The 15,688-nt window shown below is 65.0% G+C and carries 15 protein-coding genes and 4 tRNA genes; 4 read left to right on the forward strand and 15 right to left on the reverse strand.

Annotated features, from left to right (window positions below; translation table 11 throughout):
* Window positions 1-101 precede the first annotated feature (101 nt).
* The 5 genes from ASC94_RS05365 to ASC94_RS31540 all read right to left on the reverse strand — a co-directional run bounded on the left by ASC94_RS05365 (window position 102) and on the right by ASC94_RS31540 (window position 7,279).
* Complete coding sequence (locus ASC94_RS05365) at window positions 102-1,583, reverse strand: efflux transporter outer membrane subunit (RefSeq protein ID WP_056391728.1); 1,482 nt, start codon at window positions 1,581-1,583, stop codon at window positions 102-104.
* Window positions 1,583-4,765, reverse strand: a complete 3,183-nt coding sequence (locus ASC94_RS05370; protein ID WP_056391731.1) for an efflux RND transporter permease subunit — start codon at window positions 4,763-4,765, stop codon at window positions 1,583-1,585. The genes ASC94_RS05365 and ASC94_RS05370 overlap by 1 nt, the downstream gene beginning before the upstream one ends.
* Window positions 4,766-4,792: 27 nt before the next feature.
* Window positions 4,793-6,037, reverse strand: a complete 1,245-nt coding sequence (locus tag ASC94_RS05375; RefSeq protein ID WP_056391734.1) for an efflux RND transporter periplasmic adaptor subunit — start codon at window positions 6,035-6,037, stop codon at window positions 4,793-4,795.
* Window positions 6,038-6,218: 181 nt separating this feature from the next.
* Window positions 6,219-7,073, reverse strand: coding sequence for an alpha/beta hydrolase (locus ASC94_RS05380; protein ID WP_373888095.1), 855 nt, complete (start codon window positions 7,071-7,073; stop codon window positions 6,219-6,221).
* The gene (locus tag ASC94_RS31540) at window positions 7,070-7,279 is read right to left on the reverse strand and encodes a hypothetical protein (protein ID WP_082616182.1); all 210 of its coding nucleotides are present in this window, start codon (window positions 7,277-7,279) and stop codon (window positions 7,070-7,072) included. Before ASC94_RS31540 ends, ASC94_RS05380 begins: the two co-directional genes overlap by 4 nt.
* Before the next feature lie 123 nt (window positions 7,280-7,402).
* On the opposite strand from ASC94_RS31540, the gene ASC94_RS05385 reads away from it, so the two are divergent.
* Window positions 7,403-8,350 (forward strand): LysR family transcriptional regulator, encoded by a 948-nt coding sequence (locus ASC94_RS05385; protein ID WP_056391740.1) that lies wholly within the window; start codon window positions 7,403-7,405, stop codon window positions 8,348-8,350.
* Window positions 8,350-9,303, forward strand: a complete 954-nt coding sequence (locus ASC94_RS05390) for a D-2-hydroxyacid dehydrogenase (protein WP_056391742.1) — start codon at window positions 8,350-8,352, stop codon at window positions 9,301-9,303. Before ASC94_RS05385 ends, ASC94_RS05390 begins: the two co-directional genes overlap by 1 nt.
* Here ASC94_RS05390 and ASC94_RS05395 read toward each other — a convergent pair.
* From ASC94_RS05395 to ASC94_RS05405, 3 genes are read right to left on the reverse strand one after another with little or no spacing between them, the layout of a single operon-like run.
* Complete coding sequence (locus ASC94_RS05395) at window positions 9,300-9,689, reverse strand: hypothetical protein (RefSeq protein ID WP_157201285.1); 390 nt, start codon at window positions 9,687-9,689, stop codon at window positions 9,300-9,302. The genes ASC94_RS05390 and ASC94_RS05395 overlap by 4 nt on opposite strands.
* Window positions 9,690-9,697: 8 nt before the next feature.
* The gene (locus tag ASC94_RS05400) at window positions 9,698-10,195 is read right to left on the reverse strand and encodes a hypothetical protein (protein ID WP_056391749.1); all 498 of its coding nucleotides are present in this window, start codon (window positions 10,193-10,195) and stop codon (window positions 9,698-9,700) included.
* The gene (locus ASC94_RS05405) at window positions 10,192-10,635 is read right to left on the reverse strand and encodes a YciI family protein (RefSeq protein WP_056391751.1); all 444 of its coding nucleotides are present in this window, start codon (window positions 10,633-10,635) and stop codon (window positions 10,192-10,194) included. The genes ASC94_RS05400 and ASC94_RS05405 overlap by 4 nt, the downstream gene beginning before the upstream one ends.
* Before the next feature lie 127 nt (window positions 10,636-10,762).
* On the opposite strand from ASC94_RS05405, the gene ASC94_RS05410 reads away from it, so the two are divergent.
* On the forward strand, window positions 10,763-11,749 hold the full coding sequence (locus ASC94_RS05410; protein WP_157201286.1) for a hypothetical protein: 987 nt from the start codon (window positions 10,763-10,765) through the stop codon (window positions 11,747-11,749).
* Between the two features lies 1 nt (window position 11,750).
* Here ASC94_RS05410 and ASC94_RS05415 read toward each other — a convergent pair whose 3' ends face one another.
* The 7 genes from ASC94_RS05415 to ASC94_RS05445 all read right to left on the reverse strand — a co-directional run bounded on the left by ASC94_RS05415 (window position 11,751) and on the right by ASC94_RS05445 (window position 14,457).
* A complete protein-coding gene (locus ASC94_RS05415) occupies window positions 11,751-12,239 on the reverse strand; it encodes a VOC family protein (protein ID WP_082616184.1) in 489 nt (162 codons plus the stop codon).
* 18 nt (window positions 12,240-12,257) lie between these two features.
* Complete coding sequence (locus ASC94_RS05420) at window positions 12,258-12,734, reverse strand: cupin domain-containing protein (RefSeq protein ID WP_056391757.1); 477 nt, start codon at window positions 12,732-12,734, stop codon at window positions 12,258-12,260.
* A gap of 10 nt (window positions 12,735-12,744) precedes the next feature.
* On the reverse strand, window positions 12,745-13,899 hold the full coding sequence (locus ASC94_RS05425; RefSeq protein ID WP_056391758.1) for an alpha-hydroxy acid oxidase: 1,155 nt from the start codon (window positions 13,897-13,899) through the stop codon (window positions 12,745-12,747).
* 87 nt (window positions 13,900-13,986) lie between these two features.
* A tRNA-Arg gene (locus ASC94_RS05430) sits at window positions 13,987-14,063 on the reverse strand.
* A gap of 42 nt (window positions 14,064-14,105) precedes the next feature.
* Window positions 14,106-14,182, reverse strand: a tRNA-Arg gene (locus ASC94_RS05435).
* Between the two features lie 56 nt (window positions 14,183-14,238).
* A tRNA-Arg gene (locus ASC94_RS05440) sits at window positions 14,239-14,315 on the reverse strand.
* A 65-nt stretch (window positions 14,316-14,380) separates the two neighbouring features.
* Window positions 14,381-14,457: transfer RNA gene (locus tag ASC94_RS05445), tRNA-Arg, on the reverse strand.
* Between the two features lie 312 nt (window positions 14,458-14,769).
* Between ASC94_RS05445 and ASC94_RS05450 the strand changes: the two genes are divergently transcribed.
* The gene (locus tag ASC94_RS05450) at window positions 14,770-15,630 is read left to right on the forward strand and encodes a response regulator (protein ID WP_056391759.1); all 861 of its coding nucleotides are present in this window, start codon (window positions 14,770-14,772) and stop codon (window positions 15,628-15,630) included.
* The last annotated feature ends 58 nt before the right edge of the window (window positions 15,631-15,688 follow it).

A 15,688-nucleotide genomic window follows, 5' to 3' on the forward strand; every position in this document is an offset into this window, starting at 1 on the left:
TGGCGAGTAAATCAATGTTAAAAATTCGCATAAAAAAAACGGCGCCATCACTGGCGCCGTCAAGGGCAAAACGAGAACTACCGGTATAGGACTAACTCAAATTACTTGGAGGCAACCGCCAGCGGTGCAGCGGCATCCCAGCCGCCGCCCAGGGCGCGGATCAGCGCCACGGTGGTGACGGCGCGGTTGCCGCGCAGCTGCACCGCGCTGCGTTCCACGCTGGCCAGGTTGCGCTGCGCGTCCAGCAGGTCCAGGTAGCTGGAGCGGCCGGCCGTGTAGAGCTTCTGCGCCAGGTCGGCCGAGCGGCGCGCCGAGACCAGCGCGTCGTCGATTTCCTGGGTCTGGCCGGACAGGATGCGCAGGCCGGCCAGGTTGTCTTCCACCTCGGCGAACGCGGTCAGCACGCTCTGGCGGTAGCCGGCAACCGATTCTTCCAGCGCCGCTTCGCTGCGCACCACGTTGTTCTTGTTGCGGCCGCCGTCGATCAGCGGCATGGACATCAGCGCGCCCAGTAGCCACGAGCGGCTGCTCCACTTGAACACTTCCGAGAACGTGCCGGCGGCGCCGCCGCCGCTGGCGTTGATGTTCAGCGCCGGGAACATGGCCGCGCGGGCCACGCCGATGCGGGCGTTGGACGCTTCCATGGCGCGCTGCGCGGCGGCGATGTCCGGGCGGCGTTCCAGCAGCGCCGACGGCAGGCCGGCCGGGATGGCGGGCAGCAGCGACGAATCCAGCAGCGGGCTCACGCCGGCCGTGAAGTCGGCCGCCGGTTTGCCCAGCAGTACGGCCAGCGCGTGCTCGGTGGTGACACGGGTGCGCTGCAGGCCGATGGCTTCGGCGCGCGAGGTGGCCAGTTCGGTCTTGGCGCGCGACAGGTCGAATTCGCCAATGTCGCCCAGGTCGAAGCGGCGCTGGTTGACCTTCACGTTTTCTTCGCGCAGGCGCACGGTTTGCGCCAGGGTGGCCAGTTCGGCGTCCGTGGCACGCAGGCGGAAGTAAGTCTGCGCCACGTCGGCCTGCACCGACAGCAGCACCGAGCGGTAGGTCGCTTCCACGGAAGCGGCGTCGCTGCGGGCGGCGTCCACGCCGGAGGAAACGCGGCCGAACAGGTCCACTTCATAGCTGGCCGTGAGGCTGGCCGTGTAACTGGTCTGCGGCGCCACCGGCGTGCCTTGCGGCAGGCCGAGCGACTGCGCCGAGGAGCGGGCGCGCTGGGCGCCCACGCCCACGCCGATTTGCGGAATGCGGTCCGCTTCGGCGATGCCGGCGATGGCGCGCGCCTGCTTCACGCGGGCGGCCGCCACGGCCAGGTTGGCGTTGGCCTTGGTGGCTTCGGCGATCAGCTGGTTCAGGGCCGGATCGTTGAACGCCAGCCACCACTCGCCGCGCGGCTGCTGTTCAGCGGGCTGCGCCTGCTTCCAGCGGGTGCCGTCGGGGGCGGTCTGCACCGCGTTGGCCGAGGCCTGGCCTTCCTTGAACGCCGTCGGCACGGCGATGTCGGGCTGTTTGAATTGCGGCGCGGCGCAGGCTGTCAGCAGCAGAGCTGCAACCAGCGGAGCCACACCCTTTGCGATCATATTCATTAGTGAGTCCCTTCCAGTTTCACGGTCGCGGTTTCAGCGACGGTGGATTTTTTCTCCAGGCGCTGGGCCAGGGTACGCAGCAGGACGTAGAACACCGGCGTGAGGAACAGGCCGAAGAAAGTCACGCCCAGCATGCCGGCAAACACCGCCACACCCATGGCGTGGCGCATTTCCGAACCGGCGCCGCTCGAAAACACCAGGGGCACGACACCCATGATGAAGGCGATCGACGTCATCAGGATCGGACGCAGACGCAGGCGGCAGGCTTCCAGGGCGGCCTGCAGCACGGTACGGCCATGGTCTTCCAGTTCACGGGCGAATTCCACGATCAGAATGGCATTCTTGGACGCCAGGCCCACCAGCACGAACAGCGCGATCTGGGTGAAGATGTTGTTGTCGCCGCCGGTGACCTTCACGCCGATCAGGGCGCACAGGATGGACATCGGCACGATCAGGATCACCGCCAGCGGCAGGGTCCAGCTCTCGTATTGCGCGGCCAGCACCAGGAACACCAGCAGCACGCACAGCGGGAACACGTAGATCATGGTATTACCGGACAGGATCTCCTGGTAAGTCAAATCGGTCCACTCGTAGGCTATCCCTTTTGGCAGAGTTTCCTTGGCGATCTGCTCGAAGATGGCTTGCGCCGTGCCGGACGATACACCGGGCGCCGGGCCGCCGTTCATGTCGGCCGACACGTAGGCGTTGTAGCGCTGCACGCGGTCCGGGCCATAGCTGTCCTTCACGCGCATCAGCGACGACAGCGGGATCATCTCGCCTTTGTCGTTGCGCACTTTCAGCTGGGCGATCTGCTCGGCCTGCGAACGGAACGGGGCGTCAGCCTGTACGCGCACCTGGTAGGTGCGGCCGAACTGGTTGAAGTCGTTCACGTACAGCGAACCCAGGTTGATCTGCAAGGTCTGGTAGATGGTCGCCAGCGGCACGCCCAGCTGCTTGGCCTTGGTGCGGTCCACGTCCGCGAACAGCTGCGGCACGTTGATCTGGAAGCTGGAGAACACGCCTTGCAGCTGCGGATTGCCCCATGCTTTCATCTGCATCGCCTGGCTGGCTTTATACAGCTCGTCGTAGCCCACGTTGCCGCGGTCTTCCAGCATCATCTTGAAGCCGCCGATGGTGCCCAGGCCATTGACCGGCGGCGGCGGGAACACCATCACGAACGCGTCCTGCACGGCGCCCATGCGCTTGTTGATTTCAGCGGCGATGGCTTCGGCCGACTGGCTCTTGTCCTTGCGCTCGTGGAAGGGCTTGAGCGTGGTGAACACGATACCCGAGTTGGGCGCATTGGTGAAGCCGTTGATCGACAGGCCGGGGAACGCCACGCTGGCTTCCACGCCGGGGATTTCCTTGGCGATGGCGGACATCTTCTTGATCACGGCGTCGGTGCGGTCCAGCGAGGCGGCGTCCGGCAGCTGGGCGAAGCCCACCAGGTACTGCTTGTCCTGCGCGGGAACGAAGCCCGACGGCACGGCCTTGAACATGAACACGGCGGCGATGGCCAGCAGCGCGTACACGCCCACGGCAGCCGATTTGCGGCGCAGCACGCCCTTCACGCCCACTTCATACTTGTCCGACGCGCGGCCGAAGAAGCGGTTGAACCAGGCGAAGAAGCGGCCGAAGATCTTGTCCATGCCGCGGGTCAGCGCGTCTTTCGGCGCGTCGTGCGGTTTCAGCAGGGCTGCCGACAGGGCCGGGGCCAGGGTCAGCGAGCTGAATGCCGAGATCACGGTCGAGATGGCGATGGTGAGCGCGAACTGGCGGTAGAACTGGCCGGTCAGGCCCGCCACGAAGGCGATCGGCACGAACACGGCGCACAGCACCAGGGCGATGGCGATAATCGGGCCGCTCACCTCTTTCATGGCCTGGATAGTCGCGTCGCGCGGGCTCAGGCCGTTGGCGATGTTACGCTCGACGTTCTCCACCACCACGATGGCATCGTCCACCACGATACCGATGGCCAGCACCAGGCCGAACAGCGACAGCGTGTTGATCGAGAAGCCGAAGCCTATCATCACGGCGAAGGTGCCCACCACCGACACCGGCACGGCCAGCAGCGGAATCACCGATGCGCGCCAGGTCTGCAGGAAGATGATCACCACCAGCGCCACCAGCACGATCGCTTCGATCAGGGTGTGGATCACGGAGTCGATCGACTCGCGCACGAATTGGGTCGGGTCGTACACAATGCTGTATTCGACGCCTTCCGGGAAATCTTTCGACAGCTCCGCCATCTTGGCGCGCACGTCCGAGGACAGCTGCAGCGCGTTGGCGTTCGGTGCTTCGAAAATCGGGATGGCCACGGCGGACTTGTTGTTCAGCAGGGAGCGCAGCGCGTAGGAGTTCGAGCCCATTTCCAGGCGCGCCACATCCTTTAGCAAGGTGACAGCGCCGTCGGCGTTGGTCTTGACGATGATGTTGCCGAATTCCTCGACGGTCTGCAGGCGGCCTTGCGTGTTCACGGTCAGCTGGAAGTCCGCGTCCTTGGACGGGCCCTGGCCGATCACGCCGGCTGCCACCTGCACGTTCTGCTCGCGGATGGACGCCACCACGTCGCCGGCGGTCAGGTTGCGCGCCGCGACTTTCTGCGGATCGAGCCAGACGCGCATGGCGTAGTCGCCGGAACCGAACAGCTGGACTTCGCCCATGCCATTGATGCGGGCCAGCTGGTCCTTCACGTTCAGCACCGCGTAGTTGCGCAGGTACAAGTCGTCATAGCGGCCGTCGGGCGACTGCAAGTGCACCACCATGGTCAGGTTGGGCGAGGACTTGACGGTCGTCACGCCGATCTGGCGCACCTCTTCCGGCAGGCGCGGCAGCGCGCGCTGGACGCGGTTCTGCACCTGGGTTTCGGCCTGTTCCACATTGGTGCCGATCTTGAACGTCACGGTCAGCGCCAGGGCGCCGTCCGAGGTGTTCTGGGACGACATGTAGAGCATGTTTTCAACGCCGTTGATCTGCTCTTCCAGCGGCGCGGCCACGGTTTCGGCAATGATCTTCGGATTGGCGCCCGGATACTGGGCACGCACCACCACGGAGGGCGGCACCACGTCCGGATACTCGGATATGGGCAGCTTGAAGATGGAGATCAATCCACCGACGAAAATGATGATCGATAGCACCGCCGCGAAGATCGGTTTATCGACAAAGAAGCGTGAAAAGTTCATAGATTATTCCTTCTTATTCTTTCGAAGTTACTGCTTCGAAGTGCTGCCGGCCTTGGCGGCGGCGGCAGCGACTTTTTCTTCTTTTTTAGCTTCAGGCTTGGCCGGGGCCGGGGCCAGCGGATCGAAGTCCATCTTCACGATTTCCGCCGTCACCGGGGAGCCGGGACGCACGCGCTGCAGGCCGTTGACCACGATCTTCTCGCCCGGCTTCAGGCCGTCGCGCACCACGCGCAGGCCGTCGATCTGCGGGCCCAGGGTGACAGGACGGTATTCGGCCTTGCTGTCGGCACCGACCACGAACACGAACTTGCGGTTCTGGTCCGTGCCCACGGCGCGGTCGTTGATCAGCAGCGCAGGCTTGCCGGCGCCGGCGCCTTCCAGCTGCACGCGGGCGAACAGGCCGGGAACCAGGGCGTTGTCGGCGTTGGCGAAGGTGGCGCGCATGCGCACCGAGCCGCTGCGCGGGTCGAGCTGGTTGTCCACGAATTCGAGCTTGCCCTCGTGCGGGAAGCCGGTTTCGTTGGCCAGGCCCACTTTGACGGTGACCGGCTGGCCCTTGGTGGCGGCGGTGCCCACGCGCAGATAGGTGTCCTCGTCGCCGTCGAAGCTGGCGTAGATTTTCTCCAGCGAGACCACCGAGGTCAGCACGGCGGAAGCGTCCACCAGGTTGCCCAGCGTGATTTCGGCTTTCGACACGCGGCCGTTGATGGGCGACACCACCTGGGTGTAGGCCACGTTCAGGCGCGCCGCGTCGGCTTGCGCGGCGGCGGCGCGGGCGTTGGCGTCCAGCTCTTTCAGGCCGGAGGCTTTCTCGTCGTATTCGCGCTGCGCGATGGCCTTGTCGGCCAGCAACTTCTCGGCGCGGGCCAGTTCCAGCTTGGCCAGGTCGGCCTTGGCGCGCGCCGAGTTGGCGGCCGCTTCGGCGCGGCTCAGTTCAGCCTGGTAAGGACGGGCGTCGATCTGGAACAGCACGTCGCCTTTCTTGACTTCGCTGCCCGGCTTGAAGTTCACCGCGGTGATGAAGCCGCTCACGCGGGAACGGATTTCCACGCGCTCGATGGCTTCCAGGCGGCCCGAGAACTCCTGGGTTTCGGTGATGTTTTTTTCCACCACGGCGGCGGCGGAGATTGGCGGGCCGCCGGCGGCAGGCGCCTCGGCGGTCTTGCCGTTAGCGGTATCGCATCCTGCAAGGCTGATGGCTGCCAACCCTGCTACAACCATTGCGGCGGCCAGAGGGCGCAGCAAGGTGCTGAAATTTTTCTCGTTTTTCATATTAATCCCTTTTTGTATGAAAATTTTTAATAGATACGGCGATACCGCTTGTCGCTGCAATACCTTGGGACAAGACGGCCCTACCGCGCACAAGGCACGGAAATTTGTTACTAGTTGAAAAGTCTCCCGTCTACAAATATACTGGCAGCCAGATAATATGTAAACGTTTTAGTTTAGTTATTCATGACACCGGCGGCTCCGTCCCATCCAGGCCGGCAATGAAGCAGGCGATTTCACTCAAGGCAAACACTTTGCACGCGCATTCGTTGCGCGCCTCGACGTCCGAGACGGGCGCGGCGGGCAAGCGCCGCACCGTGGTCTTGATCCCGCAGGAAATCAGCTTGGTGCCGTATTGTTCAGCTTCGTCGCGTAATGGGTCGTCCTCGCCCGACAGGATCAGCGCCGGCGGCAGGTTCTTCAGCCGGCTCGACTGCAGCGGCGAGGCGTAAGGATGGGTGCGGTCCGCCACATTGGGCAGGTAGCCGCGGTAGCCGGCGGCGCATACGTCGGCCGCCTTGGCCTTGTCGGTGCATGTCGGCAGCTCCCGCATGGAGCTGCTCGACAGGCCCGGGTCCAGCATGGGCATGATGAGGATCTGGCCGGACAGCGCAGGGCCGCCGCGGTCGCGCGACATCAGCGAACTGACGGCGGCCAGGTTGGCGCCGGCTTCAATGCCGGCCACCAGCAGGCGCTTGCCACTCCAGCCCAGCTTGGTTTTATTCTTCTTCGCCCACAGCAGCACGGCGTGGGCATCCTCCACCGCCGCCGGGAAGGGGCTGGTGGTGGCGAGGGTGTAATTACTGGCCAGCACGAGGTAGCCGGAGTTGCAGCTGACCAGGCCGCGCAGGAACTCGTCGGCCTCTTCCAGGTCGCCGCTGACAAAGCCGCCGCCAGGGAAGAAGACGATCAGCGTGTCGCGCTTGCCCGTGGGCGCCCCCGAAAAGGCGCCGCTGTACAGCCGGGCGGCCAGCGGGCCATGGGCCCCGACCACTTCGATATCGCGCATCTTCAACTGTGCTGGCACCGGATCCATCATTGCTGCACCGCCGCAGAATTAGTCTTGGCCAAGGCGTCCGCGCTGGCCACCATGCCGCCGCCGATGACCTCGTGGGTCAGCGCGTTCACGCCACGGGCTTCCGTGCCGGCCGCCGCCAGGTAGACGTCGGTATACATCATTCCGGCCAAGGCGAACGAGCTCAGCGCTAACGCGATCGTTGCAAAGATTCCATCCCGATGTTTCATGATCTGACTCCTAGTGGCACTGCGTTACATTTCTGCATGCATGAACTATAGTCTTGATCTACAATCCGATAAATGGGTCGAAGTCGAATTGATTGTTCAGGATCTGGAACAATAAGGAAATAGATGAACAAACTGCTAGCAATGGAAGTGTTCGTGCAGGTGGTCGATGCCGGAGGCTTCACGCGCGCGGCGGAGAACATGCAGCTGCCCAAAGCCACCGTCTCGACGCTGGTGCAAGCGCTGGAAAGCGCGCTCGCGGTCAAGCTGCTGCACCGCACCACGCGCCAGATCAGCGTGACGGCCGACGGCGCTGCTTATTACGAGCGCTGCCTGCGCATCCTGTCGGACGTGCGCGAGGCCGAGGAGTCGCTTTCGCGCACCAAGCTCAGCCCGAGCGGACGCTTGCGGGTGGACGCGCCCACCGGCCTGGCCAGCGAAGTGCTGGTGCCGGCCCTGCCCGACTTTTTCGAGCGCTACCCGGACATCACGCTGGAGCTGGGCTGCAGCGACCGCCCGGTGGACCTGATCGAGGAAGGCGTGGACTGCGCCGTGCGCGGCGGCATCCTGAGCGACTCAGCCCTCATCGCGCGCCGGATCGGCGTGCTCAGCTTCGTCACCTGCGCCGCGCCTTCCTATCTGGCGCGCTACGGCGTGCCGCGCCACCCGCGCGAGCTGCTGCGCCACCGCTGCGTGAATTACTTTTCCGCCAAGACCGGCAAGATCTTCGACTGGGACTTCACCCTGAACGGCGAGCGCATCCAGATGCCGCTGCCCGGCGTGATCGCGCTCAACGACAGCAATGCCTATGTGGCGGCCGGCCTGGCCGGGTTGGGCATCGTGCAGATGACCGACTTCGCGCTGGAAGAATACCTGCACGACGGCCGCCTGGTGCAGGTGCTGGCCGAGTGGCTCACCGACCCGATACCGATCCACGTGGTGTATCCGCAGAACCGCCACCTGTCGGCCAAGGTGCGCGTATTTGTCGAGTGGGTGGCCGAGCACTTCGCCGCCCATCCCGGCATGCGCATCCGCACCACGCCCCCCACTTCCCTCACCCAGCAGGCCGCCTGATGAACAATCACAACATCGTCTTCCTCGACCGCGAAAGCCTGATCGCCAATGTGCGCCGCCCCGGCTTCAGCCACAGCTGGACCGAATACGCGGCCACCACCGCGGCGGACGCGGCCAGCCGCCTGGCCGGGGCCAGCATTGCCATCACCAACAAGGTGCCGCTGCGCGCCGACACACTGGCGCAGCTGCCGGAACTGAAGATGATCGCGGTGGCTGCCACCGGCACCGACATCATCGACCTTGCCGCCTGCCGCGGGCGCGGCATCGTGGTCTCGAACATCCGCAATTACGCCTACGCCACCTTGCCCGAGCACACCTTCGCCATGATCCTGGCGCTGCGCCGCAACCTGCTGGCCTACCGCGCCGACGTGCAGGCCGGCAAATGGCAAAAGTCCGACAAGTTCTGCCTGTTCGACTATCCCATTACCGACCTGGCCGGCAGCAAGCTGGGCCTGCTGGGCTATGGCGCGCTGGGACAGGCGGTCGCGCGGCTGGGGCGCGCGTTCGGGATGGAGATCCTGGTGCACAAGCGCACGCCGGTGCAGGAGGACGGCGTGCGCAACGTGTCCTGGGACGAGCTGCTGGAAACCTCGGACGTGCTCAGCCTGCATGCGCCGCTGAACGAGCAGACCCGCAACCTCATCGGCGCCGCCGAGCTGGAACGCATGAAGCGTTCCGCGCTGCTGATCAACACCGCACGCGGCGGGCTGGTGGACGAGGCTGCCCTGGCCAAGGCGCTGACCACCGGCGTGATTGCCGGCGCGGGCTTCGACGTGCTGGTGAAAGAGCCGCCGCCGGACGACAACATCCTGCTCAACCTGCACCTGCCCAACTTCATCCTGACCCCGCACATCGCCTGGGCCAGCACGCAAGCCATGCAGATCCTGGCCGACCAGCTGATCGACAACATCGAGGCCTTCGCGGCGGGCAAGCCGGCAAACGTCGTGGGTTAGTGCCCCCGGATTGCTTCCTTCAAGAGGAAGAACAAGGTGATGCTCATGCCGGCCTGCGAGAAAAACAGGCCAATGGCAACGCCTATCATCCAGGTCCGCAGCTTGTCGATTTCATCCTTGAGCTCGGCTTTGGTGGCGAAGTGCGGGAGCTGTGCCTCGATGCTGGCGAAACGTGCATTCATCGCGCCGCGCAGCTCGGCAATATCCTGCTTGGTCGCCATGGTGGCGCGGATCAGGGCAAGCTCGGTTTCGGCGGAGTGCATGCGTCTCTCCAAATCGCGTGCGCGATCATCGGGCGTTTCAGCATCGGACATGCGCGTCTCCCTGTCAAGCAAGCTCCAGCCACTATGCGCCTGGAAGCCGCCTGCAAGTTTGATCAGCGTCAAGCCGTAGCTCAGTCGCAGGCCTGGCTGATGGCAGTAATCTTCCACTCGCTGCGGCGGCAGGCCATGGAGAAGCTCTGAATGCAAGCGCCTTCGTCAGGATAAAACACCACGCGGATACCGACGTCGCCCTGCTCGACCGTTGCGCTCCAGGCCCGCATCTGCGCCGGCTGCACCGAGCGCGCGGGGAGCATGCGCGGACGCGCCGGTTCGGTGTCGCCGGTGGCCTCGTCCGTGCTGGCCACCTTTGCCGCCGTGTGCGCCATCACATAGGCGCGCGACTGCGGCGTTGTGCCGCAAAGCACTTCCCGCACCAGCCGCGCCGCCTGGGCGGGCGCCTCGCTGCCCGCCAGCGCTGCAGCTTCTCGCTGCAGGCGGCGCTGCTCGGCGGGCTTGCAGGCGTTCTGCATCACCTCGGCGTCATGCATGTTTTTCAGATCAGGCAGCGCGCCTTGCGCCGCGCCCGCGGCACACATCAGCGCGCCGCCCAGCACACTGGCGACGCTCATTGCCTGGAAATCTTCTTATGGATGTCGCCCACGGCCATCAAGGCTGCCGATGAGAAAAAGACGTGATACTCGGCGACCATCTCGCCGTTGATGATAACCGGGTCGGTGGCCACGAGCTGCTTTGCTTCCTCGATGTCGGCCGTCGCCATCACGAACACGCCGCGCCAGCCGTCGACGCCATCCAAGGGACCGGCCACCGCCAGTTTTTTGTCGTCCGACAGCCGCTGCATATTGGCGAAGTGGCCTTTGAACATGGCGTCACGCTCGGCGCCGGCGGGCATTTTCCTGGGGCCGGTCTTCAGGATGACCAGCACGTACTTTTTCATTCCCATCTCGTTGCCGCCCAGCGATTTGGCGAGTTCGGGGTCGCTTTGCGCGGCAGCCGGCAGCGCGCACAGCACCAGGCAGCCCGCCAGTATGGCCGAGGTTTGTTTCCACATGGTTTAGGTCCATTCTTATAAGAATATTTCAGCAGACTAACACAGCAGTTCGCCGCGCAAGCGCGCACCGCTGCCGATTCAGATCCGCTAGTATCTTTGATTGACAAGAGATTTGCAGGCCTGATTGATGAAAGCTCAGCTGTTGGAAGACATAGGCGATAGCCACCCGCGCCCCCCGCTGCCGCCCCGGCCGCCGCAGCCCGCGCGTGCCACTCCCCCGCCGCCGCCCGAGTTCGCGCAGCAGGAACTGCCGCCGCAGCCGACGCAGCAGCCCCACGGGCGCGCCGAGCCGGCGGCCGACGCGTGGACGGCGCAGGCCGCGCCCCCGCCGCCCGATCCATGGTCTTCCGTCCCGCTGCCGGAATGGAAGATCCCGAGCGAACCTGCCTATGCGGCGCAGGAGGACGAGCCGGACTGGTTCGAACGCTGGGGCCGCCGCGCAGCCACCGGCACAACCGCGATCCTTGCCATGCTCGCCATTGCGGGCGCCGGCTTGTGGCTGTACAACGAGAACAAGGACGACAAGACGTTGTCCGTGCTGGCCAAGGCGCCCATCCCGGCCCGGCAGGCCAGGCCCGCCCCGCTGCCGGCAGCGCAAGCAGCCCCGGCGCAGGCCGCGCCTGTCGCCGCCGCTCCGGTCCCGGCCCCCGCGATACCTGCCGCTCCCGCCGCAGCCGCTGCCCCCACCCTGGCTTCGGCTCCGGCCATGACTGCAGTTCCGGCCCCATCGTCAGCCGCCGGTCCCTCCCCTGCGCCGGCGCCGCTTCCGGCGGAAAATCCGGTGGCCGAGACAGCGGATGCGGCAGACAAGCCGGCCGGCGGCACGCTGCGCGAGCGCCAGCGCACGGCGGCAGCCAAAGCAACCAAGGCAGACAGGGCAGCCAGGGCAGCCAGGGCGGCCAGGGTAGCCACAGCGCCCGCGCAGGCTAAGGCAGCCGCCGCCGCTGCCCAGGCCCGGTACGCCAGCGAAAAGGCCGACCGCAACGACCCGCTCAAGGAAACGCTGCGGCAGTGCCGCGCCGCCGGCTATCACGCCGCCAAATGTGTCCAGCTCGGCTGCACCGCCACCCAATACGGGCTGGCCTGCAAAGGCGGAGGCGGCGCGCTGCGCTAGATCAGTTCACCTTGTCGACGATCAGCCGGTGCTGCTCGTCGAACGCCCACACCGTCTCATAGTCCACCTCGAACAAATGCCCGTCCGGGTCCTTGAAGTAGCCGGCGATGCCCCAGTGCGTGCGCGTGGCCGGCTTGACGATGCTGCCGCCGGCCGCAGCCGCCTGCGCCAGGATACGCGGCACGTCTTCGGCGCTGGGCGCCAGGTGGATCAGCGCCATGCCCGAAAAGCCGGACTGCTGCGGCGCCGGCTCCAGCGCATCCCTGGCCAGGTCGGTGCGGCTGATCAGGCACAGCGCGTAGCCGCCCAGGTCGAATTTCACGAAACCGTCATTGCCGGTGGGCGATCTGCGCCAGCCCAGCGCCTCATAAAACGCCGCCGAGCGCGCCACGCTGTCTACGCCCAGCAGGATCAGGTGCAGGCGCTGGCTGGGCGCCAGCGGCAGCGCGTCTTCGGATGGAAAAATATGGCCGGGGGCGTGGTCTAGCATGCGTTCCTCAGTGGTGGCTCAGTTGGGGGAAATGGACAGGATGTCGGCGTAGTCGACCACGGCTTCGTCGGTGCCGTTCATATACAGGCGTTTCCGCAGGCGCGGGTAATCGCACACGTCCTGCTCCAGGTTGGTGCGCGCCGACAGCATCACCAGCGGCTCGCTGCCGGTGTTTTCGATGGTATGCGCGGCGCCGTTGCGGGGAAAACCGAGGAAATCCCCCGGCCCGATGGCGCAGCGCCGCTCGTCGATTACCGCGGCGCCGCTGCCGGACAGGATGTAGAAACACTGCTCCTCGTACAGGTGGCGGTGGTATTCCGAGTACGCGCGTCCGGGCGGCACCGTCATCAGATGAAAGCCCAGCGCGCTCAAGCCGGTGGCGGCGCCCAGGGACTTGGACACCCTGGTCGCCTCCGGGTTCAGCAAATGCGCCTTGGCATTGCCCGGCATGGCCGCGATCGCCGCGGCGGTGAGAAGTTCAGCGGGAGGGGTCATGGCTCACCTTTCACGGCGTGGGATAGCTGCCTGGCAGCAGGATGTTCTGGTCCACCCGCGCCACGTCGCGCAGGCCGCAGAATGCCATCGTCAGGTCCAGTTCATTGCGGATGATGTCCAGGCAGCGCGTCACGCCTTGCTCGCCCATCGCGCCCAGCCCGTACAGGAAAGGCCGCCCGATGTAGACGCCCTTGGCACCCAGCGCCAGCGCCTTGATCACGTCCTGCCCCGAGCGGATGCCGCCATCCATGTGCACTTCGATCTGCTTGCCGACCGCCTCGGCAATGGCGGGCAGCGCCCCGATCGAGGACTGCGCGCCGTCCAGCTGGCGCCCGCCATGGTTGGACACGATCAGCGCATCGGCGCCCGCCTCCACGCAGTGGCGCGCGTCCTCCGCATCCATGATGCCTTTGATGATGAGCTTGCCGCCCCAGCGCTGCTTGATCCACTCCACGTCTTTCCAGGACAGGCTGAGGTCGAACTGCTGGCTGGTCCAGGCCGACAGCGAGGACAGGTCCGACACCGACGTGGCGTGGCCGACGATGTTGCCGAAGCCGCGCCGCTTGGTGCCCAGCATGCCCAGGCACCAGCGCGGCTTGCCGGCCAGGTTGATCAGATTGGCCAGCGTGGGCTTGGGCGGCGCCGACAGGCCGTTGCGCAGATCCTTGTGCCGCTGCCCCAGCACCTGCAGATCCAGCGTCAGCACCAGCGCCGAGCAGCGCGCGGCCTTGGCCCGGTCGATCAGGCGGTTGATGAATTCACGGTCCTTCATCACGTACAGCTGGAACCAGAACGGCTTGCTGGTGTGCGCGGCCACGTCCTCGATCGAGCAGATGCTCATGGTGGACAGCGTGAACGGCACGCCGAAGGCTTCGGCGGCGCGCGCGGCGAGGATTTCGCCGTCGGCATGCTGCATGCCGGTCAGCCCGGTCGGCGCCAGCGCCACCGGCATGGACACGGCCTGCCCCGCCATGCTGCTGGCCAGGCTGCGGTTTTCCAGGTTGACGGCAACCCGCTGGCGGAATTTGATGGCCTGGAAGTCGCTGCTGTTGGCGCGGTAGGTCGACTCGGTCCACGAACCGGCGTCCGCGTAGTCGTAAAACATGCGCGGCACGCGCTTGCGCGCCAGTACGCGCAAGTCTTCGATGCAGGTGATGATGGTCATGCAGGCTCCCGGGATTGCCATTTCAGCAAATCATAACAGGAGCGCAAAACGAAAAGGGCCAGATCTTCCGATCTGGCCCTCGTATTCTGGTGCGGCTGGCAGGAATCGAACCCACGACCCCTTGGTTCGTAGCCAAGTACTCTATCCAGCTGAGCTACAGCCGCGTCTTACTGCTGGTACATCTCACAACGGTACAACTGACAAACTGGTGCGGCTGGCAGGAATCGAACCCACGACCCCTTGGTTCGTAGCCAAGTACTCTATCCAGCTGAGCTACAGCCGCAAACTACATCACATCAATACAACGATACAACACATCAATAAACACATCGGCAAGACTGGTGCGGCTGGCAGGAATCGAACCCACGACCCCTTGGTTCGTAGCCAAGTACTCTATCCAGCTGAGCTACAGCCGCATTGTCATTACAGATACTGCTTACTGCAACGCGCTTTACGATCAGCGCATTTTACTACAACAAACTGGTGCGGCTGGCAGGAATCGAACCCACGACCCCTTGGTTCGTAGCCAAGTACTCTATCCAGCTGAGCTACAGCCGCATCGCAAACCGCTGATAACTTGCAGTTTTCGCTTTCTTTCTCTGGTTCCCCGTCGAAAGAAGCAAGATTATAGGCATATCCATTCTGCTTGTCCAGAGGGAAATCGCTGCCGGACTTTCATTCATGAAGCTGATAGTGTTCATCATGAACGGCAATTGGATTTCCCGTACGGCATGTTGCATAGTTGCACCTGTCTCCTCTATTCTCCTCACCGGAAATAGATTCAGCCCGCTCCCGCAGCGGGCTTTTTTTTCGCCCTGCGCTAGTGTAGCATCAGCTCAATAGTCAAATTCGCAACGACGGGCGCCCCGGATGACACAACAAGACAGCATTAGCCTGCATACCCTGCCGCCCCTGGACTGGTCCCGTACCGCGCTGGGCCTGCCTGCAGCCTGGCCGGCCTGCCTCCGGCTTTCGGTGGACATTCTGCTTAACTGCCCACTGGCCATGGCCATCGCGTGGGGGCCGGAGAAAATCCTCTTATATAACAAGGCCTACGCCGCGCTGATGGGCGTGCGCGCCGAATCGGTGCCGGGCGGCGCCGTGCCCACCATGCAGCCGCCCGTGTTCGGCTGGAACCATGCCGCAATGGAAGCGGCCTGGGGCGGTGCGGCGCTGGCCTATCCAGGCCAGAAGCTGCCCGTGTGGCGCGACGGCGCGGCCACCGAACTGCTGCTGGACCTGCACTACACCCCGCTGCGCGACGAAGCCGGCGCGGTGCGCGGGGTGCTGTGCGCCATGCAGCTGGCAGCGGCCCCGGCGGAGACGCTGGACAGCCGGCAAGAGCAGGCGCCCCAGTCCGCCCCGGCCCGCATCCTGGTGGTGGAAGACAATGGCGACGCGCGCTACCTGGTGTGCGAAATGCTGCGCGCGCTGGGCTATGAGGTGGACGCTGCCGGCGACGGCGAGCGGGCCCTGGCCATGCTGCGGGAAAGCCGCTACGGCATCCTGTTCAGCGACGTCAGCCTGCCCGGCATGTCCGGCGTGGAGCTGGCGCGCAGCGCGCTGCGCAGCCAGCCGCAGCTGCAGGTTGTGTTCGCCTCAGGCTACGGCAGCAGCTTTACCAGCCAGCTCGACTTCCCCGCCGTGTCCATGCAAAAGCCCTACGAGATCGATCAGCTGCGCCAGGTGCTGGCCAGCGCTGCTGCGCGCCTCCCAACGGTGCGGTTGTAAAGCGCACAAGACGGCTACAATGAGGACACGGCCCGGTTCGGCCGTCCCTTGATGCAGA

It is taken from the genome of Massilia sp. Root418 (assembly GCF_001425265.1).
Lineage (GTDB): Bacteria > Pseudomonadota > Gammaproteobacteria > Burkholderiales > Burkholderiaceae_D > Rugamonas.